Raw genomic sequence first — 19,057 nt, forward strand, 5'->3', positions numbered from 1 at the left:
CAGCGCCCCTTTCAGGAGCGCTGTTCCATTTCTCTTTTCTTTTTTAATATGGCGGCATTTTCCTCCACCTTTTTTCTGCTCAATGGATAGGCAAAGGCAAGAATGGCGGCCACGCCCAGGAAACAGACTGCGGGGATCAGGTTGACTGTGGCATAAATGCCTTCCACCACCCTGGCGTTCTGCACCGTAGCCAGCTCATCGTAGCCGATGGCCTGCAGCGCAGCGCCGCCCAGCCCTCCGGCCAGCGCCTGTCCTATTTTACGGGCAAAGGAATAGACGGAATACACCGTACCGTCATCCCTGCTTCCGGTCCTTACCTCATGATCATCAATCACATCCGTAATATTCGCCCAAATCACCATATTGAACAGGTTCACTCCCAGAAATCCGATGACAGAGAGAATCATATACAGCCATGCGCTGGTAATGTGCATGAAATACAGAATCAGGTAGGCCACGCCGGAAAAACAGGTGGCCGCCGCAGCCACTTCTTTTTTCCCGAAGCGTTTGGAAAGGGGGACGGTAACGCCTGCAATGGCCAGCGACACCACGGTGGAAACCAGGCTGAACGCGGAAAGCACTTTGGTATTCCGGAAATAATCCAGATACAGATACTGGTTCATGGACTGGATTAAAAGCTGGCTCAGAAGAAGGCCGATGGCTGCCCCGATAATCGCCAGAAGGGCCCTGCTGGAAAAAACAGTACGGAAGGTTCTTGCCAGCGTTGCATTTTCCCGGTTCCCCATCCTGTCCATACGCACCCGCTCCGTAGTGCAGCGGTAGCAGATAAAATAGCAGACAATGGCAAGCAGGGAAAACAGGCCTGCCACTGCTGTAAAACGCGGACCGCTTACGATCTGATTTCCCGCAGCATCCGTCGTATAGATAAGAAGAGGCGCACCCACCCCGATGACCAGGCCTGCCAGCGTCGCGCCGATACCGCGGAACGTGGACAGCGAGGTTCGCTGATCCGGATCTGAGGTGACAGCGGACGCCATGGAGCCGTAGGGAATGTTTATCGACGTATAAAAAATGCTTCCCCACAAAAGATAGGTTACGTACATATAAATCATTTTTACCGGCATGGAGGCGCCTGCAAGGCCGGACTGGTACATAAGGAAGCTTGCCAGCGCCACCGGCGCGCTCATCCTGCGCAGCCAGGGCTTAAATTTCCCATCCCGGCCGGTACGGCTCATATCCACAATGCGGCCCATGGTGATATCCGTCACCGCATCCACGCATCTTGCCACCAGAAAAAGGGTACCCACGGCAAGGCCGCTGATTCCCAATACCTTTGTATAAAATACCATGAGAAAAGAGCTGGCAAATATAAACGTAAAATCGTTTCCAAAGTCTCCGAACATGTAGCCTATTTTATCCCGCATGCCGAAGGGCCTTATATTCCCGGCGTTTTGTTCTGTTTTATCATTCATCGTTTTTTCCATTCCTTTTCTAACGTTTCCCAGATTCCCATGAGATATACGGCGCCCAGTGCTCTGTCATAAAGGCCATAGCCGGGTTTTCCGGTTTCACCCCAGATCATTCTTCCGTGATCCGGCCTCATATAGCCCTCAAATCCGGTTTCATAATAGGCCTTCATGATTTCCACCATATCCAGGGAGCCGCAGAAGGAAGGATGGGCGCTTTCTTCAAAGGAGCCGTCCTCCAGTATTTTGACATTCCTCATATGGGCAAAATGTATTCTTCCCATCTTTCCGTATTTGCGAACCAGATGCGGGATATCGTTGCAGGCGGCGCAACCCAGGCTGCCGCTGCAAAGGCTGAGGCCATGGTGGGGATCATCATAAAGCGAAAGGAAACGGTCAATGGCAGCCTCGTCCGTGATAATTCTGGGAATTCCGAAAATCGGCCACGGCGGATCATCCGGGTGAAGGCCCATATTCACATTGCATTCTATGGCGACCGGAATAATTTCCTGGATAAAATACTTCAGATTTTCCCAAAGGCCTTCAATGCCCTGAAGCTGATATTCCCGGATCAGCTCTTCGATCTCTTCCGGAAAATAGGAAGCATCCCAGCCGGGCAGGGACATCTTTGCCGGATCCATCCTGTCCACATCCTCTTTATAGTAAACAAGGGCATTGGAGCCGTCCGGCAGCGGCTGATCCAGGCGGGATCTCGTCCAGTCAAAAACCGGCATGAAATTATAGCAGATGCATCGGATTCCCTCTGCTGCCAGCCTGCGGATATTTTCCTTATAATTCTCTATATATTCCTGGTATTTTCCCCGGCGCAGCTTGATGTCCTCATGCACCGGAACGCTTTCAATCACTTCCAGCGCAAGGCCGGAACGGCTGACTTTTTCTTTCAGTTCCCTGATGGCCTCAACGGGCCAGACTTTACCTACAGGAATGTTATATATGGCTGATACAATGCCGGTGACGCCTGGGATCTGTCTGATTTGCCCCAGGGTTACCGGATCGTTATCCCCATACCATCGGAAGGTCATTTTCATGGATCGGCTCCTTTCATTAGGGAGGGTTAAATTAAGATGGGCATGATTATGGCAGGGAAGGATTACAGGACCAGGGCACCGCGCCGGGAGCCGGCGGAATGGACGGCTGTGGGTGCGGTGCCTCGGATTGTATCATTTGCTATTGATTTTAGTTTTGCCAGGGATTTTTGATTTTATGAATGAAAATTGAGAAATTAAGCAGATCAGCGAAGACGGTGCAGAACATATTTTAATTCAGGCTATCGCATAATATTTTTTACAAACCGGAGTTTTTCATACACAGAAAAGTAACCGGCTTCCCAAAAGAACTGGCCTTCTGTTCTCCATAAACCTTAAATCCGGCCCGTTCATAGGTCTTTATTGCGCGTTGATTGGAATCCAAGACACGCAATACCACCGGGCCGTCAGGAAAACAGAAATGACGGCGGCCATGGGCAATTGCCTGTTTTACGAATTCCAGCCCCTTTCCTTTTCCGGTTTCCTCAGGGCATAAGCCAAGGCCGATTTCCATGACCTTTTCTTCATTTTCTTCATGGAAGGAAAATTCATAGAAGCCGAGCAATCGGTCGTTTTCATCAATTACTGCGAACCAGTAAGGAAGGTTTTCCATGACTTCCTCCAGGCATTCATCGTAATGCGCCCTTGGAATATTGTAAAATTCATAGGGCTCCGGGTAACTCCAGTCCAGATAGCGGACGGCATATTCTTCTGTCATTGGCACAATCATTTTTTTCTCCTGTCTGTCCGTTCCATTAACCGTTTTTAGCGCCGGTTGAAGTGGAAAGGCGGTATGATTTGTGGTACGCTGAAAGCAGCGTAATTACTTCAGGGGAGGATACGGTTCTGTATGGACGAGAAAATTATTGCCGACATCAAAGCAGGCTTTGGCATGGCTATATCTAATATTACCACAGTTAACGGAGGCTGGCTGAACCAATTATGGAAGGCGTCAGCCGGAGACCGTGAGCTTCTGGTAAAAAAATACAGCAGGGAACGGTTCAGCAGGGAGAAATTAAACAGGATTGAGTCCGCGCTGCAACGGCAGGCAATGCTGGAGGCGTACGGCGTGGCCTGCCCCCATGTATACCAGTGTGGGCAGAAAATCATACGGTTCCTGGACGACGGCACAGCTTATATGGTGATGTCTTTTTGCCAGGGGAAAAACGAGAATGCGCAGACAATCAACACCGCGCAGATGAAAAGCCTCGGAAGCGCCTGTGGGTACCTGCATAAGGCTTTTTCCAGGCTCACCGGGAGCGTTGAAAAGAGCTTTCCCGCGTTCGGCGGTTATACCATGGATTCGCTATGCCAGACCCTGCGCAGGCAAACCAGGCAGCTTACCTGTGATATGCCGGCGGCCTACCGCAGGGCGCTGCTATCGTGCGAAGCCATTGTAAAGCTGCTTCCGCCGGATATTTTTGACAGGCTGCCCAGAGGGATTGCACATGAGGATTTTACGCCGGACAATATTTTGTTTCATGAAATGGGCGTGGAGGCGATCATTGACTTTGACAGGAACTGTTACAGCTATCTCTGGCATGATGTGGGCAGGGCAATCCTGTCCTTCGCATTGGAGGGGGAACAGCTGAATTATGAGAAAATCCGTGCCTTTGTGGCTGGATATGCACTGCATATGCCCCTTTCCATGGCAGATATCGGGGATGCCCTGCGCATTTCCTGGTGCATTGAGGTTCCGTGGTGGATACAGCCTGATTGCTTTACCCCATCCCTGACCGGAAAGGCGGTGGAGTTCAGGGATCAGATATTATGGCTTACCGCCCATTGGGAGGCGCTTTCTTTTCCTGTCAGCGCTGAGTAAACGCTCTGTTTTTTATCAGACGCAGGGAGCGTTCCGCCTCTTTTCCAAAAATGTCGTCTCTTCCCGCATATCCCTCAAGGACCTGCACGGCCTCCGGCACAGGGAAGGCGGAAAGACAGAGCAGAACCTTCCATTCAATGATTTCACTGCCGCTGTGGGAATGCAGGAGACGGAGAATCTGTTTTGCATTTTCACGGGTCGCCAGGGCTGGATGGTAAAAAGCCAGGAAGCCCGCCGCGTCAAGCGCTTCCGATATCTGCTGTTCACTGCCTGTATTAAACAGCTGCAGAAGGAGGGGGAAAACCGCCGCATCCATTCTTGCAAGGGAACGGGCAATCAGATCACGGGGAAGGGGAAAGGATTTTTTAGCGGACACCTTATACGGCAGGGCCTTATATTGGTTATTTCCGATCCTGCCAAGCCAGGGAAGCATTATTTTCGCAGTTTCTGCCGTACCCTTTTCCAGGGCTTCACAGATGGCAAGCCTTGTATACAGGCATTTTTCCTGTGAAAGCTGTTCCAGCAGCAGATCGGCGGCAGACTCGGCAGACTTACTCCTTAGATCCATACAGCGGGCGGCGGCGGTCCGGCGGCAGGGGTCTGCGCTGTGCAGCTCCCCCACAAGCTGATCCCACGGCAGATCCGCGCAGGCGGCAAGCTCCTCCGGTGAAGCCATTCCTCTGTTTTTCAGTGCGGACTGTGTACTTTTCATTCGTTGCTCTCCTTAGATATTGCCGGCGATTATTAAGAGGGAATGGAACTCACATTTTTCTTATAAATTACAGCAAAAATCACAGCCGCCGCAATTGCGGTGATAAACTCGGCCACCGGGAAAGCGGTCCAGATGCCTGTGACCCCGGCGATTCGGATGCCCAGCCAGGCCGCGGGCACGATCAGGGCCAGGTAGCGCAGCAGGGAGATAAGGAAGGAGGCAAAGCCTTTTCCCAGAGCCTCCAGCGCGCCGGAGCAAATCACGCTCACACCGGATACCACAAAGCCCAGGCTGATAATCCGTAAAGCGGCAGAGCCTTCCCGTATGGTAACAGCATCCGCTGTAAACAGCTTCATGATGATTCCCGGAACCAGGAGGAACAGCAGCATCCCGGCCGCCATGATCACCAGAATCATCACACTGCATATCTGTATGATCCGATTCATCCTCCTCTTTTCTCCGGCGCCGTAATTATAGCTGAGTATCGGGCGCATTCCCTGGACAATCCCATTGGCAGGCAGATAAATAAAGGACTGAAGCTTAAAGTAAACGCCCAGAATCAAAATATATACCGGGGAAAAGGCCGCCGCAAAACCGTTCAGTATGGTTATCAGCAGTGACGGAAGCCCCATAGTCAGGGAACAGGGCACGCCTACCGTATACAGCTTTGCACAAATTTCTCCCGAAAGCTTCATATTCCGCCGGCCCAGAGACAGCCCCATGTCCTTGCTGAAATACCAGATCAGATATAGAATCAGGGTTACCACCTGGCCGATCACAGTAGCTATGGCCGCCCCCTTTACCTCCATGCGCGGAACAGGCCCCAGCCCGAAAATAAAAACCGGATCCAAAATAATATTGGTAATACAGCCGGCAGCCATACAAACCATGGGAACCATCATATTCCCCACCGCCTGATATATTTTTTCAAAAGCTATCTGAACGGTAACCACCATGGAAAAGCTGAGGACAATATAAGCATACTCCGTTCCCCAATCCAGGATTCTGGCATCTGAAGTAAACAGGGGAAGAAAATACGGAATGCACAAAAATCCTCCCACAGACAGCAGGGCGCCGTGCAGTAGGCTGAGGAGCAGCCCCTGTGCCGCCGACCTGTCGGCGCTCTCCTTTTCTCCCGCTCCCATGAAAAAAGCTACCGCCGCATTGATACCCACGCCGAACCCTACGCTGATGGACACCACCAGCGTCTGAAGCGGATAAACAAGAGAAACCGCCGTCAGCGCATCCTCCCCGATCCTGGCCACAAACATACTGTCAATAATATTATAAAGGGAATTGATCAGCATGGACAGCATCATCGGCAGGGACATGGACAATACCAACGGAAAAATAGGTTTTGTTTTCATAAAATCCTGATTCATTAATTAACATACTCCTTCCGCAGCCGCGTTTTTGAGGCCGCATCTGTCTTTTATCATTTACTGTTGCGGGCAGCACAATTCCTTCAGTCTGCGCCGCAGAAAAAAAAGACCATAAATCTCACTGTTTGGAATCAGAAACAGAAAAATTTATAGTCTCGTAACGGACACCTTATCTTATCAGAAAAAATATCCCACCGCAATGGTTTGATACATAAATATACGCATGAAATTAATACATAAACATACGCCTGAATTTGACTTATAAATATACGCCTGCAATGCCATGCGGGTCACATATCACCTAATCCCCGGCAGCCGTTTCTGTTTTCAGGCATCATGGGCAAAGCCTCCGTTATGGGTCTCCTTGGCATTGTACAGTGCAGTATCCGCGGCTTTGGCCAGCGCCGCATAAGAGTCGCCCCTTTTTGCAACCACCGCGCCCGCTGAAATCGTAATGGAAGGCATATTCCGCTTCTTTGCCTCTTTGGCAATAGAATGGTTAATATCCCCGATAATTCCTCTGGCACCCCCATAATCAGCGGTATTGGATACAAAAATCGCAAATTCATCGCCATGCAGACGGGAAGCAAGATCGACGGTACGGATATGGCCGATGATCATCTGGGCTGTGAGCTTGATCACCTCATCCCCCATACTATGGCCATATTCATCATTGATATGCTTAAAATGATCACCGTCTATCATAATCAGGATTCCCCGTTCCTCATCCTCCATCTGTGCCAGATAGCTTTCCGTCTGGGAACGGAAGGATTTGAAATTCATTAGTCCCGTAAGGTCATCAATGGCCGCGGCCTTCTGCGCTGCGCTCAAGGCAAGCTCCAGGCGTTTCTGTGTCTGACCGAGCTCAATATATGCACTCTTCAGCTCACGGTTCTTCATTTCCCTGCTGATACGGCTGAATACATAAATCAACAGCAGCTCCACCAGAAGAAGGGGAACAAGCCAGGATCCCAGCGTAGCCGCCAGCATGGACAGCACAGGAACCAGCACCAGGAAATGATAATCTCCCGCTCCCAGCAGCAGTCCGTAATACCTGCCTCCGTTCAGAGGGACACAGATCGATTCTGATTCCGCTGCCGCCAGCCTGTCGAATTCAGGCTGAAAGCCCTGACGGAAGCTGCAGAAGGCCTCCGCCGCCTCAAGCTGCTCCTCCGCCTTGGAATACTGTTCCCCATCGGCCGGATCCGCCGCCTCAAGCTCCGCCCTGGCCGCTTCCACCGCGCCGCTGACTTCTTCCATGGGCACCAGCAGGCTGCCTCCCAAATAATCCTCCCTCGTACTGCCGATTACCGTTCCGTTTTTATCATAAATCAGGACTTCTTCCTTCTTGTATCCCTCCATGGAGGATACCAGGCGCTGAATGTCTCCCATCTTAATATCATATGCAAAAACAGTCTCGCCGTCCGGCTGAAGCTGTGACAGCGTAGTCAGTATATAATGATTGGCATAGCTCATATAGGGCGGCGTAAACACAATTTCCCCTTGCCCTGCCGCCGCGTCCTTATACCATGGGCGCTCCGTAGCCACATACCCCGTCTCCTCATACTGGGAATACGGCGTATCCCAGCTGTAAAGATAGCGTCCCTGATAATACATATACAGTCCGTCAAAGGTATCCCCTTCAATTTCCAGCATAGTGGAATCAATCCCCTTCAGGAAATCCCAGATACTGTCCGGATCCGGGCTGCTTTTAATCTCATTACGCATCATTTCCACAAACAGCCTGCTCTCCATTACATACTATCACATATCTTGTCAAAAGTTCACGTTCTTTTATTTTATCACGTTTATTTGTATAAATCTATGTCGTTTAATGTTTTCCGGTTTTATGTTTTCAGCCTTACTATTTTGCTGATTTATTTTTTCCGCTTTATCGCTTTTCCGGCTTATTGCTTTTCCGGCTTTCCAGCCGCCCTTCTGTATTCCTTCGGCGTCATGCCGAACTCCTTCCGGAACAGCTTATTAAAATAAGAAATATTATGGAACCCGTTTTCCAGCGCTGCCTCCATCACAGGCTGGTCCGACTGCGCCAGCGCCGCCGCCGCGCGTGACAGACGGTAATGATTGATATACTCCACACAAGTCATCCCTGCAAACCGCTTAAAAAAGCTCATGAAATGAGCCTGGCTGAAATGGCACACCCCCGCCAGCTCTTCAATGGTCAGCGTCTCCGTATAATGCTCCTGAATAAATCCCAACACAGCCTTAAGCTTCCGCTCCAGCTCCGAATCACTGGCCGAGCTTTCATTCTTCACCACATAACCATACTGATACAAAAGCCGGAAAAACCGAAACAACTGCTCCTTCATAAAAAGCTCGATCCCCTCCCGCCTTCTCACTTCCCCGCCGTCCTCCTGACAGCCTGCAAAACGCGTATAATTCTTATCCTCCAGACACGTCAGCATCTCCTTTATGCAGCCAAGCAGCGCCTCATGCCCCGGCTCTCCCTCCCGGATCACCGGAACGAACCGATACTTCCCCTTCTGCAGCGGACTGATATACTTAATCGTACACGCATCCGGCGTCTGATATCCCAGCATGTCCAAATGAAAAACCAGACTCTCCGAAATCATCTCCTTCTCCCTGAGCGCATGCGCCGAATGCAGCGTATGCGGGGAAATCAGCAAAATATCCCCCTTCACCACCCGGAAGGTCTCAAAATTAATATCATAATCAATCTCCCCATCCGCGATCCACGCCACCTCCGCCTCATCATGCCAATGCAGCGACAAATCCTGATAAGAAAACGGCACGATACACCGATACCGTTGAATCGGCATCAACACATCCCCATGAGAAGCCTTCTCCTTAAAATCCGTAATTCCCATATCCTTCATCCCAAGCCATCCATTCCCTCCCATTATAATCTCCCCGTCCCCCCCAGTCAACGCCCCTCAGTTTCAGAGAGTGTGCACAGAAGGGCTGTCCTGTCCATAGGTGAGGGGGGCGGTTTCCTGTTTTAAATGAAACATCCCTTGCTTTTACAAAATATATTTTATATTAATTCAAAAAAAATGAATGTTATTTATATTGTGTCTATTCCGTATTGTCCCAGATTTATTTATGCTGATATCAGATAGCCCGTAATAATAAATACATGCAAGGATTCTATTTTCCGGTACAAGTCGATTTCTTTGCAAGATTCAATGGGCAGATAGGAGAAAAATGATTTATCAGAAAGAACAGGCTTTGGGATATCGTTATAATGGTGAAATTCTTGAAATTGTCGCCTGGGGGAAAAACAGCCTTCGGATCCGAGCTGTTATGCAGGGAGAAATAATAAATACAGATTATGCTTTGCTGGAACCAGAACCGACGAAATGTATAATAACCGTCCAAGAAGATAAAGGCGAAATTATAAATGGTAAAATTCGGGCACTTTTAGAGTATATTCCCGGAAAAAAGGATTGCTTATTATCTGTCTTCCATTCTAATGGGAAATTATTGTTAAAAGAATATGGAGATGGTGGCGCACTTCGCCTGAAATCAAGGGAGTTTAAACCACGGATAGGAGGAGATTTTTCGCTTACAGTAAGCTTTGCTTCTGATCCGGAAGAAAAGCTATATGGCATGGGACAATATCAGCAGACTGTTCTGGACTGGAAAGGCAGTATTGCTGAACTGGCTCATAGAAATTCTCAGGTTAGCATCCCTTTTGTATTGTCAGACAGAGGTTATGGGTTTTTATGGCATAATCCGGCAATTGGAAAAGCAGTCTTTGGAAAAAATATAACGCAATGGTATAGTGAAGCGGCCAGGCAGATGGATTATTGGATTACTGCAGGGGATGAGCCGGCAGAGATCCTTAAATCCTATGCAAATGCTACAGGAAAAGTTCCTGAAATGCCAGAATACGGACTCGGTTTCTGGCAAAGTAAGCTTCGCTACTGGAATCAGAAAGAACTTTTGCAAATTGCTGAGGAATATCATAAAAGAGGAATTCCCCTAGATGTAATTGTTTGTGATTTTTTTCATTGGACAAAACTAGGAGATTTTAAGTTTGACAGAGAATTCTTCCCGGAGCCGGAACAAATGGTTCAGAGGCTGAAGGAATTAGGGATACAATTGATGGTTTCTGTATGGCCTGAGGTAGCTCAGGACAGTGAAAACAGAGAAGAAATGCAGGAAAAGGGATTATTAATTAAGCCTGAAAGAGGAGTGGATATAACCAAATTATTTGGTGGAAATAGTTCGATTTTGGATCCCACTAATAAAGAAACAAGAGAATTCGTATGGGAAAAATGCAAAAAAAATTATTATGATATGGGCATTCATTTGTTCTGGCTGGATGATGCGGAGCCTAATTATTCTGCTCTTGATTTTGATAACTACAGACTATACATGGGAAGTAATCTGCAGATAGGAAATTTATTTCCCCAAATGTATGCCCGGATTTTTTATGAAGGAATGCAGCAAGTGGGCATGGATGCCATTGTGAATCTGGTACGATGCGGCTGGGCCGGAAGTCAGAGGTATGGCGCATTAATATGGTCTGGCGATATACAGAGTACCTACGAGGATCTGCGGAAACAACTTTGTGCCGGGCTTAGTATGGCGGTTTGCGGCATTCCATGGTGGACAACTGACATCGGTGGTTTTACCGGAGGGGATCCTAACAATGAAGGCTTCAGAAAACTATTGCTCCGATGGTTTGAATGGGGAACCTTTTGTCCTGTCATGCGTCTTCATGGCGATAGAATTCCATCCCGTAAGCTGTATCATAAAAATGGAAATGAAGCTATGTTCACAGGAGGCGAAAACGAAATATGGAGTTTTGGCGAGGATGCATACGAAGTCATGACTAAGTATATCCGGATAAGGGAAAAACTGCGTCCTTATCTTAGAAAATTAATGAAAGAGGCACATATAGAGGGAGCCCCGATAATGCGTCCTATGTTTTATGAATTTCCATATGATAAAAATTGTTGGAGTCTGCAGGAACAATATATGCTTGGAGATACGCTTTTGGTGGCTCCTATCCTTTATGAGAATACTTTTGAAAAAGATGTTTATTTGCCTTTAGGCTCCGCTTGGTACAGTCTGCTGGACAAAAGGATGATAAATGGAGGGGTCTGGCTTACCATTTCCGCAAATATAGATGAAATCCCGGTTTTCGTCAGGGAAGATAAAATGACAGAGGATTGGGGCAGTCTGTTTCAATGACACACAACAGCTGGATAAAGGAGGAAACCTCCAAAAGGGGTTCCTCCTTTTCAATTAAGGTGAAGAAGAATGCTTTTGCAAGTAAGAACTGGGAGAACATCCTGCTATATTTTTGAATACCTTACTAAAATAAAATTCACTGCTGAAATTAAGAATTTCTGCAACTTCATAAACCTTCAAATTTTCAGTCCTCAGTAATTCTTTGGCTTTTTCTATTTTTACTTGATTCACATAATCATTAAAACAGGTATCGTTATACTTTCTAAAAAGAATACTAAGATAATTGGATGTAATGCCGAATATTGCAGCTACTTCCCGCTGCGTAATCCGCTCGCACACATGGGAACAGATATATTTTCGGATATTAGCCACAATATGATTTGTCAGATGTTTTTGTTCACGTTCAATATATTGGCACAGCCCCTTGTTAAGCTTGTTCAGATAATTAATAACCTGCATTACTGAAGTAAGACTGTGTATAGTCAGATAATTTTCCGGCTCATCTGAAAAAATATCCATTACAATTTCTTCTCCGGAAGGAAGCAGAGATATGCATAGGTGTAAAATATTGCAGGATATATCTGTTGCCTGAAGAAGCTTCTGTGGTTTGTTTTGAAAAAGAACAATAATATCATGGAAAAGGCTGTTAATCTTTACAATATTAAATTCCTCAAAAGCCAGAGAAAATTCTTTGCGAAAAATACTGATATTAAATGTATTCTGAATCAACAATTTAGGAGAATCAGGATTATAAAAAACAATATGCTCACGGCTATCTGACGAAGACATAAGAAGGCGTGCCGTTTGATAAGACGCGGATATGGAAGATGCGGAGTTCACAGTCTCCCCAAGAGTACATTTAACATCTGCATGGAAATAAGAATAAATCATTTCACACATATTCTCCATGGCTTCCCTTATCGTAAGGAGAAACTCCTGAATATCTTTTGTTTTCCAGCAGAAAATAATACAGAAATATTCTAAATCCATAGATACTGTGTAACAGGGAATGTGTTTCCTGAGCAATTCTTTAGCAATCTGAAGTATACTGACGGACATAGTAACAGATGCCTCAGCATGCGGTGCAGCGCCATTATATCGATTTCCTGTATAGCAGTAAGCAACAGAAAACAGCCCAAAATCAAACTGCAATCCCAAATTTTCTGATTGTAGTTGGAATTGTTCAGTACTTTCAAACAGATTATGAAGGAGGTATATAAAAAACTTGTTTTGTATAGAGGAAAGCATCTGCTCTTTTAAAGAAAACTGCGATATATTATTTTCATTTTTTATTTTATCTACTGATTTTACGGCTCTTTCAACGGCTGCCTTCAAAATATCAGGTGTTAAATCAAGCTTAATCAGATAATCCAGCACATTATAGCTGATTGCTTCCTTCGCATATTCAAAATCTTCATATACAGTCAGCAAAAGGAAAATAGGCAGCTCATAATTACGGCTTCTGCACTCTCTGATAAGCTCCAAGCCTGACATAAGCGGCATCTTAATATCAGTTATAACGATATCAGGCCGATATTCTTCAATCATTTTTAAAGCCTGTTCCCCATTAAAAGCGTGGGGCAGCAATTGGATATCATATTCCTTCCAGTTAAGCATGGACTCAATGCCTACGCTTACCAAGGGCTCATCATCAACAATTAACAATTTCATGATGTGAAATCATTCCTTTCTTTTGTGCAAGGCAGAGCAATTGAGATTTGAGTATATTGATTCAACTCACTTTTAATCTGAAGACCATATTCTTCCCCGAAATGATACTTAATCCGCATATTTACATTAGATATGCCGATTTTTTTTATATCACCGGCCTCATTATCCCCATACAGCAATTGCTCAGCAAGTTCTTTTGAAATTCCTATACCATTATCAGTTATAATTATTACAAAACTACTGTTATTAATATTACGAATATCTATACTAATGATACCTTGCTGTCCCTTCGATTCAATTCCATGAAAGATAGCGTTCTCTACAAGGGGCTGCAACATCATTTTAGGAACCATGCATTCATAAAGTTCTGGATTATCTATGTGTACCAAAAGTTTTATTGAACCAGAGTACCGATACTTTTCAATCAAAAAATAATCATTCAGCAAATCCAGCTCATCCTTAAGCGGTATCAGATATTTTGTGTTTTTTGTTATATTTTTTAATAGATGAGACAGAGAAGTGGTCATTTCCGGAATCCCCGTAGCATTCTGCAGAATCGCCATCAACCGTATGGAATTAAGGGTATTATACAGGAAATGGGGATTAATTTGATCATGTAAAATTTGTATTTCCAAATCCTGTTTCTGCTTTTCCATAACGATCTTGCGTTCTATCAGCTCTTTTATATCCTGGGCCATTATATTAATGCCATGCCCTACCTGTCCTAACTCGTTTCCACCTTCTATTTCGGGTGAATAAGTAAAATCACCTTGCGAAATAGCATGTATTTTTTCGTGGATATTGTATATAGGCTTTCCAATATGATAATTCAAATATAGAACTATAATCGCAGTAAGAAACATTACCATTAATAATGACAAAAAAAGCGTAAAATAATAAAAGTGTTCGGAAGAATCGATATCACTTTTGGAAATCAACTGCAAAAAGGTAAGTCCTTCAATAGAGGATGGATATGTAATCAGGATACTGGAGGAATTGGTTGAATCCAGGTAAACCTTCTCTGTTCGTGTCCGGCTGTTATAAGCAATATTGTTATATTCACGGATACTGCGCCACTCCCTGTCTACAGGGAGAATTTGATGATCTGCGATTTCATAGATTTGCTCATTCAATTCAAAAAAGAGCCTGTTTCCTGTAGATGTTTCATAATTAGCCGTAGAATCATTAATTATGCTTACCGGAACAGCCATATAAATCCACCCTATAGAAGTTCCATTAAACAAAGTTATATTCTGTACCACGGAGAAAATCTGATGTCCGGGAACAAGGGGATCCTGAAAAATTCCGGTAAGGACAGGCAGTTTAGGAGGGATCTTATCCTTTAGCTGCAGTGAATCATAAATAATACTCGCATCAAAAATACTGGCATCGTCCCAGTTTGCAGTTAGTATCTGCATAAAACCTGTGTCGTAATTACTCACTACCAAACGTTCAATATATTGGCTGGATGCGGTACTGTAGAATTCTTCCTTTAAGCGTTCATAGGAATCCAATGGTTTGGGCGCATCTGAAGGAGTAGTCAGATAATTAAAAACAGAATTATTACTTGCACACCAGTTAGAGAAGCTGAATATGTTATTCAGGTTTTGTGAAACCGTGTCAGTAATCAGCTGTAAATTGAATTCGGCCGCTCTGATTATCTTTTTCTGAGAAAAGGATTCATAAAATGTACGATAAGATATCGTCATCAAGATAATAAGAGCAAGCGCATAAATAACGGTTATTTTGGTAATCTGATACCGTATAGACTGCGAATTGATATGTTTCATAGATGGTAAACTCCTCTATAATCGTCATGTGAACAAATGTTTGTTTTTTTATGTTTTTCATAAGTATATCATAAAAAAATCAGGAAATCCATGATTTGAGAAAACAGTCAAAAATACTGTATTTATTTCAAAAATATTATATGTTGAGTAAAAAACAAACTGAAAAAACGTATATAATTTATATTTACTGCATTCCACACAAGAATAGTACTTGTTATAATCAGTTTAGTTAATAAAAATTGATATAGGAGGAATTAGAATTATGAAAAGTACATGGACAAAAAAGGCACTTGGGTTATTTCTAACAATTTCACTGGCTGGTACTCTTTTAGCCGGTTGCGGCAGTGAACCGCAGAAGAACAATGTGGAAGAACCACAGGAGAAAAGTAAACAGGAGACCGTCAGCGCTGAAACAAAAGATACGAATGCTGAAGAAGTGGTATTGAATCTTGCTTGCTGGGATTATGAGTCGTCTTCTGATGTACAGGCTATCGTTAAAGGTTTTGAGGAAGCCAATCCAGGAGTTAAAATTAATCCGGTGGATTTAGGCTCTGCAGATTATACTACCATGCTGACTACCCAGCTTTCCGGAGGTTCCAGTGATATTGATATTATCAATGTAAAGGATATGCCTGGCTATGTAAGAATGGTGGATGCTGGTTTTTTGGAACCTTTAGATGATTTTATTGCATCAGAAGGAATTGATACCACCATGTACGGAGGCATCCCCGAACAGACATTGATTGACGGCAAGCAGTACACTTTACCCTGGGTTCGTTCTTACTATATTCTGTTTTACAATAAAGACCTTTTTGATCAGGCAGGAACAGCATATCCAAGTAATGATCTTACAATGGAAGAATATGATGCATTAGCAAGAAAAATGACTAATGACAAAGTAGGCCAGGACAAGGTATATGGCACACATTACCATGTTTGGAGAGGTTGCGTTACCGGTTTTTCCATACTGGACGGAAAGCATGATTATGCAAGTGGGAACTATGAATATATGAAACCTTTCTATGAAATGGTAATGAAAGAACAGGAAGACGGTATATGTATGGATTATTCTTCCCTGAAAACAAGTCAGACACATTACAGCGGTGTATTCCAGAATAACCAATGTGCAATGCTTCCCATTGGTTCCTGGTTTGTAGCTACTATGATGGGAAAAGTTAAAGCTGGAGAATCTGAGTGTACGAACTGGGGTATTGTTAAACTGCCTCATCCTGAAGGCGTGGAAGCTGGTACGACAGTAGGAAGCGGCAGCTTTGTAAGTGTGAATGCAGCATCCAAAAATAAAGAGCTGGCATTAAAATATGTTGCTTTTGCAACCGGAAAAGAAGGCGCCCTGATTACGGCGAATACAGGTTTTCTGCCTGGAATGGATTTGCCGGAAGCATTAACTGTAATAACAAGTAACGAATACTTCCCTCAGGATGAAAATAGTAAAGAAGCATTAAAAACAGCAACTGTGTACCTGGACGCACCGATTAATAAAAAGACCGGAGAAATTGATATTGCATTGAATACGCAGCATGACAATATCATGTCAGGGAATGTGACGATAGACGAGGGTATTCAGGCAATGAATGAAGAGGTAGGCAAAATACTTAACGAAAATTAATAAGAAAAGAGATGGGCTGCAATACTGCAGCCCCTTATCTTTTAAAAGAGGAGAAAAATTATATGCAAATGCACAAGACCAAGGAAATAGATATTATATCTATTAAGAAAAAAAGGGAAAAAAGCAGACAACTACGGCAGACAATAGTTGCTTACTCCTTTTTGCTTCCCAATTTTGCAGGCTTTGTCATATTTACTATGTTACCTATCATTTTTGCTGTTGTACTCTCCTTCTGTAATTGGGACGGTAATCATCCTATCGAATTTGTAGGAATTAAGAACTATCTGAATTTAGGAACAGATGCGAGGTTTCAGGCGGCATTAGTCAATACAATTGCCTATTGCCTTGGGCATATTCCGCTTACTATGGTTTGTTCCCTGGGACTGGCAGTTTTACTAAACAGGAAATTAAAGGGAAGGAATATATTCAGAACTCTGGCCTTTTTCCCGTATGTTGCAAGCCTTGTTGCAGTCGCGGTGGTATGGAATATGTTGTTTAATCCACAAATGGGACCTGTTAATATGATTTTGAACCAAATTCTTAAAATCCCACCTCAAAGTCTCCCGGGCTGGGCAGCAGATAAGGACTGGGCAATGATAACTGTGGTCATGTTTTCTATATGGAAAAGCATGGGCTACTATATGGTAATCTATCTAGCCGGCTTACAAGGAATCCCTTCTGATTTATATGAGTCGGCAAGCCTAGATGGAGCTACTGGCTGGCAGAAATTCCATTACATAACCTGGCCGATGCTTTCAGCCACCACTTTTTTTGTTCTGGTAATGATGACAATTGCAAGCTTTAAAGTCTATGATTTAATCTATATGCTTACGCAGGGCGGACCGGGCACATCCACGTTGGTCCTTGTATACCACATATATAATACAGCATTTGTTAATGGTAAATATGGATATGCGAGCTGTATATCCATGGTTTTGTTTGTAATAGTTTTGGCAGTTACAATCATTCAGTTTACTTGGGAAAAAAAGCATGCCGATTATTGAGAGGAAGATTGAAATGGAACATAGGAAAAAATTTAAAGCAGTTAATATAATCATATATATTCTTTTAATAGGAATGTCACTTTTAATGCTGATTCCTTTTGTCTGGATGTTGTCCTCTTCTGTAAAACTGGATAAAGATGTATTTACATTTCCTATTCAGTGGATTCCCCAAGCTCCTCGTTGGAGAAACTATATAGATATCTGGAGTAAAATTCCTCTTTTCACGTTTGTAATCAACACCGTTAAAATCACATTCTTTGTTACCCTTCTTCAACTTTTAACCAGCAGCTTTGCCGCATATGCTTTTGCCAAATTGAATTTTAAGGGAAGAGATTTACTGTTTCTTTGTTACATAGGCACAATAGCTATGCCCTGGCAGGTCTATATGGTTCCCCAGTTTATGCTGGTTCGCAGTATGGGACTTGATAACTCCCATGCAGGACTTATCCTTCTGCAAGCATTTTCGGCATTTGGAGTATTTATGATGAAACAATTCTATCAGGGGATTCCGGATGAATTATGTGAAGCAGCCCGAGTCGATGGCATGAGTGAATATCGAATTTATGCAAGAATAATGTTACCGTTGTCCAAGCCGGCACTGGCTACACTGACCATATTTACTTTTGTAAATACATGGAACGACTTTCTGGCACCTATGATTTACCTGCGTGATACAAAACTGAAAACAATTCAAATAGGTATCCGTATGTTTATTACTCAATATGGTTCTGAGTATGGCCTCATAATGGCAGCTTCCGTTTTATCTCTAATCCCTGTTTTAATAGTATTTCTCTCCATGCAGAAATATTTTGTAGAGGGAATCGCTGCTACCGGTATCAAAGGTTAAATGAAAACAGAATAATAATTAATGGGGCAAATCCAACCTATTACAGATCATTTTAGCCGGATATTTTGCCACAAAAAAACAGGGAAGAATTTCTTCTTCCCTGCCTTGACTCGATATAAATACTCTAATGGTCGGACCAGAAAACGTGGTACAATGGACGATAGAATACTTCTTATTTCTCTTATGCTGCGCAGACGTTAACTGCTCTCAGTTTTCTGCTGTCTTTCGGGTCAGATTCCATATCGAAGGTAACCTTCTGTCCTTCGTTAAGGCTCTTGTAGCCTTCGGAAATGATGGAAGAATAGTGAACGAACACATCCTCACCGTTTGCGTCATTTGTGATAAATCCATATCCTTTTTCTGCGTTGAACCATTTTACTGTACCGTTATTCATTTTCAGTACCTCCATTATAATATTGGTAGTGTCAAGTTTCACTACCGTTTTTTATTGTTAAACCTTGATTTTATGGGAGTTTGCAATAAAAAGAGCATTGACCTCCCTTTTATGGTATAATGTCACTCGCCAAAACAACCTTATACGAAAG

At 44.1% G+C, this 19,057-nt stretch carries 16 protein-coding genes; 6 read left to right on the forward strand and 10 right to left on the reverse strand.

The window, feature by feature from the left end:
* Positions 1–11 precede the first annotated feature (11 nt).
* Both FYJ45_RS22900 and FYJ45_RS22905 read right to left on the reverse strand, forming a co-directional pair.
* Positions 12–1,433, reverse strand: coding sequence for an MFS transporter (locus FYJ45_RS22900; RefSeq protein WP_154467382.1), 1,422 nt, complete (start codon positions 1,431–1,433; stop codon positions 12–14).
* A complete protein-coding gene (locus tag FYJ45_RS22905) occupies positions 1,430–2,476 on the reverse strand; it encodes a mannonate dehydratase (RefSeq protein ID WP_025490295.1) in 1,047 nt (348 codons plus the stop codon). The genes FYJ45_RS22900 and FYJ45_RS22905 overlap by 4 nt, the downstream gene beginning before the upstream one ends.
* Positions 2,477–2,512: 36 nt before the next feature.
* Here FYJ45_RS22905 and FYJ45_RS31520 point away from each other — a divergent pair, with 36 nt between their 5' ends.
* A complete protein-coding gene (locus tag FYJ45_RS31520) occupies positions 2,513–2,647 on the forward strand; it encodes a hypothetical protein (protein ID WP_268890968.1) in 135 nt (44 codons plus the stop codon).
* Between the two features lie 85 nt (positions 2,648–2,732).
* Here FYJ45_RS31520 and FYJ45_RS22910 read toward each other — a convergent pair whose 3' ends face one another.
* On the reverse strand, positions 2,733–3,203 hold the full coding sequence (locus tag FYJ45_RS22910; RefSeq protein ID WP_025490294.1) for a GNAT family N-acetyltransferase: 471 nt from the start codon (positions 3,201–3,203) through the stop codon (positions 2,733–2,735).
* A 120-nt stretch (positions 3,204–3,323) separates the two neighbouring features.
* On the opposite strand from FYJ45_RS22910, the gene FYJ45_RS22915 reads away from it, so the two are divergent.
* Positions 3,324–4,295 carry a phosphotransferase gene (locus tag FYJ45_RS22915; protein ID WP_154467383.1) on the forward strand — a complete coding sequence of 324 codons (972 nt, stop codon included), beginning with the start codon at positions 3,324–3,326 and terminating at the stop codon, positions 4,293–4,295.
* On the opposite strand, the gene FYJ45_RS22920 is transcribed toward FYJ45_RS22915, so the two are convergent.
* From FYJ45_RS22920 to FYJ45_RS22935, 4 genes are all read right to left on the reverse strand, one after another.
* On the reverse strand, positions 4,282–5,007 hold the full coding sequence (locus tag FYJ45_RS22920; RefSeq protein ID WP_154467384.1) for a hypothetical protein: 726 nt from the start codon (positions 5,005–5,007) through the stop codon (positions 4,282–4,284). The genes FYJ45_RS22915 and FYJ45_RS22920 overlap by 14 nt on opposite strands.
* Positions 5,008–5,039: 32 nt before the next feature.
* A complete protein-coding gene (locus FYJ45_RS22925) occupies positions 5,040–6,389 on the reverse strand; it encodes an MATE family efflux transporter (protein ID WP_154467385.1) in 1,350 nt (449 codons plus the stop codon).
* A gap of 327 nt (positions 6,390–6,716) precedes the next feature.
* Entirely contained in the window at positions 6,717–8,120 is a 1,404-nt protein-coding gene (locus tag FYJ45_RS22930) for a sensor domain-containing diguanylate cyclase (RefSeq protein ID WP_235930972.1), read from the reverse strand.
* 176 nt (positions 8,121–8,296) lie between these two features.
* Positions 8,297–9,271, reverse strand: coding sequence for an AraC family transcriptional regulator (locus FYJ45_RS22935; protein ID WP_235930971.1), 975 nt, complete (start codon positions 9,269–9,271; stop codon positions 8,297–8,299).
* Between the two features lie 304 nt (positions 9,272–9,575).
* Here FYJ45_RS22935 and FYJ45_RS22940 point away from each other — a divergent pair, with 304 nt between their 5' ends.
* A complete protein-coding gene (locus FYJ45_RS22940) occupies positions 9,576–11,573 on the forward strand; it encodes a glycoside hydrolase family 31 protein (RefSeq protein WP_154467387.1) in 1,998 nt (665 codons plus the stop codon).
* A gap of 54 nt (positions 11,574–11,627) precedes the next feature.
* On the opposite strand, the gene FYJ45_RS22945 is transcribed toward FYJ45_RS22940, so the two are convergent.
* On the reverse strand, positions 11,628–13,244 hold the full coding sequence (locus FYJ45_RS22945; RefSeq protein WP_154467388.1) for a response regulator transcription factor: 1,617 nt from the start codon (positions 13,242–13,244) through the stop codon (positions 11,628–11,630).
* Complete coding sequence (locus FYJ45_RS22950; RefSeq protein WP_154467389.1) at positions 13,241–15,034, reverse strand: sensor histidine kinase; 1,794 nt, start codon at positions 15,032–15,034, stop codon at positions 13,241–13,243. The genes FYJ45_RS22945 and FYJ45_RS22950 overlap by 4 nt, the downstream gene beginning before the upstream one ends.
* A gap of 262 nt (positions 15,035–15,296) precedes the next feature.
* Here FYJ45_RS22950 and FYJ45_RS22955 point away from each other — a divergent pair, with 262 nt between their 5' ends.
* The 3 genes from FYJ45_RS22955 to FYJ45_RS22965 all read left to right on the forward strand — a co-directional run bounded on the left by FYJ45_RS22955 (position 15,297) and on the right by FYJ45_RS22965 (position 18,512).
* Complete coding sequence (locus FYJ45_RS22955; protein WP_154467390.1) at positions 15,297–16,661, forward strand: ABC transporter substrate-binding protein; 1,365 nt, start codon at positions 15,297–15,299, stop codon at positions 16,659–16,661.
* A gap of 62 nt (positions 16,662–16,723) precedes the next feature.
* Entirely contained in the window at positions 16,724–17,665 is a 942-nt protein-coding gene (locus tag FYJ45_RS22960; protein ID WP_195841946.1) for a carbohydrate ABC transporter permease, read from the forward strand.
* A gap of 13 nt (positions 17,666–17,678) precedes the next feature.
* Positions 17,679–18,512: a carbohydrate ABC transporter permease gene (locus FYJ45_RS22965; protein ID WP_154467395.1), complete on the forward strand. Its 834-nt coding sequence runs from the start codon at positions 17,679–17,681 to the stop codon at positions 18,510–18,512.
* A gap of 181 nt (positions 18,513–18,693) precedes the next feature.
* On the opposite strand, the gene FYJ45_RS22970 is transcribed toward FYJ45_RS22965, so the two are convergent.
* A complete protein-coding gene (locus tag FYJ45_RS22970) occupies positions 18,694–18,906 on the reverse strand; it encodes a cold-shock protein (RefSeq protein ID WP_154467391.1) in 213 nt (70 codons plus the stop codon).
* Positions 18,907–19,057 lie beyond the last annotated feature (151 nt).

This window comes from Eisenbergiella porci, from assembly GCF_009696275.1.
Classification (GTDB): Bacteria; Bacillota; Clostridia; order Lachnospirales; family Lachnospiraceae; genus Eisenbergiella; species Eisenbergiella porci.

Bases quoted from the DNA above. Each gene is read 5' to 3' on its own strand.
- FYJ45_RS22900 (WP_154467382.1), bottom strand. From the start codon at position 1,433: ATGAATGATAAAACAGAACAAAACGCCGGGAATATAAGGCCCTTCGGC.
- FYJ45_RS22905 (WP_025490295.1), bottom strand. From the start codon at position 2,476: ATGAAAATGACCTTCCGATGGTATGGGGATAACGATCCGGTAACCCTG.
- FYJ45_RS31520 (WP_268890968.1), top strand. From the start codon at position 2,513: ATGGGCATGATTATGGCAGGGAAGGATTACAGGACCAGGGCACCGCGC.
- FYJ45_RS22910 (WP_025490294.1), bottom strand. From the start codon at position 3,203: ATGATTGTGCCAATGACAGAAGAATATGCCGTCCGCTATCTGGACTGG.
- FYJ45_RS22915 (WP_154467383.1), top strand. From the start codon at position 3,324: ATGGACGAGAAAATTATTGCCGACATCAAAGCAGGCTTTGGCATGGCT.
- FYJ45_RS22920 (WP_154467384.1), bottom strand. From the start codon at position 5,007: ATGAAAAGTACACAGTCCGCACTGAAAAACAGAGGAATGGCTTCACCG.
- FYJ45_RS22925 (WP_154467385.1), bottom strand. From the start codon at position 6,389: ATGAATCAGGATTTTATGAAAACAAAACCTATTTTTCCGTTGGTATTG.
- FYJ45_RS22930 (WP_235930972.1), bottom strand. From the start codon at position 8,120: ATGATGCGTAATGAGATTAAAAGCAGCCCGGATCCGGACAGTATCTGG.
- FYJ45_RS22935 (WP_235930971.1), bottom strand. From the start codon at position 9,271: ATGGGAGGGAATGGATGGCTTGGGATGAAGGATATGGGAATTACGGAT.
- FYJ45_RS22940 (WP_154467387.1), top strand. From the start codon at position 9,576: ATGATTTATCAGAAAGAACAGGCTTTGGGATATCGTTATAATGGTGAA.
- FYJ45_RS22945 (WP_154467388.1), bottom strand. From the start codon at position 13,244: ATGAAATTGTTAATTGTTGATGATGAGCCCTTGGTAAGCGTAGGCATT.
- FYJ45_RS22950 (WP_154467389.1), bottom strand. From the start codon at position 15,034: ATGAAACATATCAATTCGCAGTCTATACGGTATCAGATTACCAAAATA.
- FYJ45_RS22955 (WP_154467390.1), top strand. From the start codon at position 15,297: ATGAAAAGTACATGGACAAAAAAGGCACTTGGGTTATTTCTAACAATT.
- FYJ45_RS22960 (WP_195841946.1), top strand. From the start codon at position 16,724: ATGCAAATGCACAAGACCAAGGAAATAGATATTATATCTATTAAGAAA.
- FYJ45_RS22965 (WP_154467395.1), top strand. From the start codon at position 17,679: ATGGAACATAGGAAAAAATTTAAAGCAGTTAATATAATCATATATATT.
- FYJ45_RS22970 (WP_154467391.1), bottom strand. From the start codon at position 18,906: ATGAATAACGGTACAGTAAAATGGTTCAACGCAGAAAAAGGATATGGA.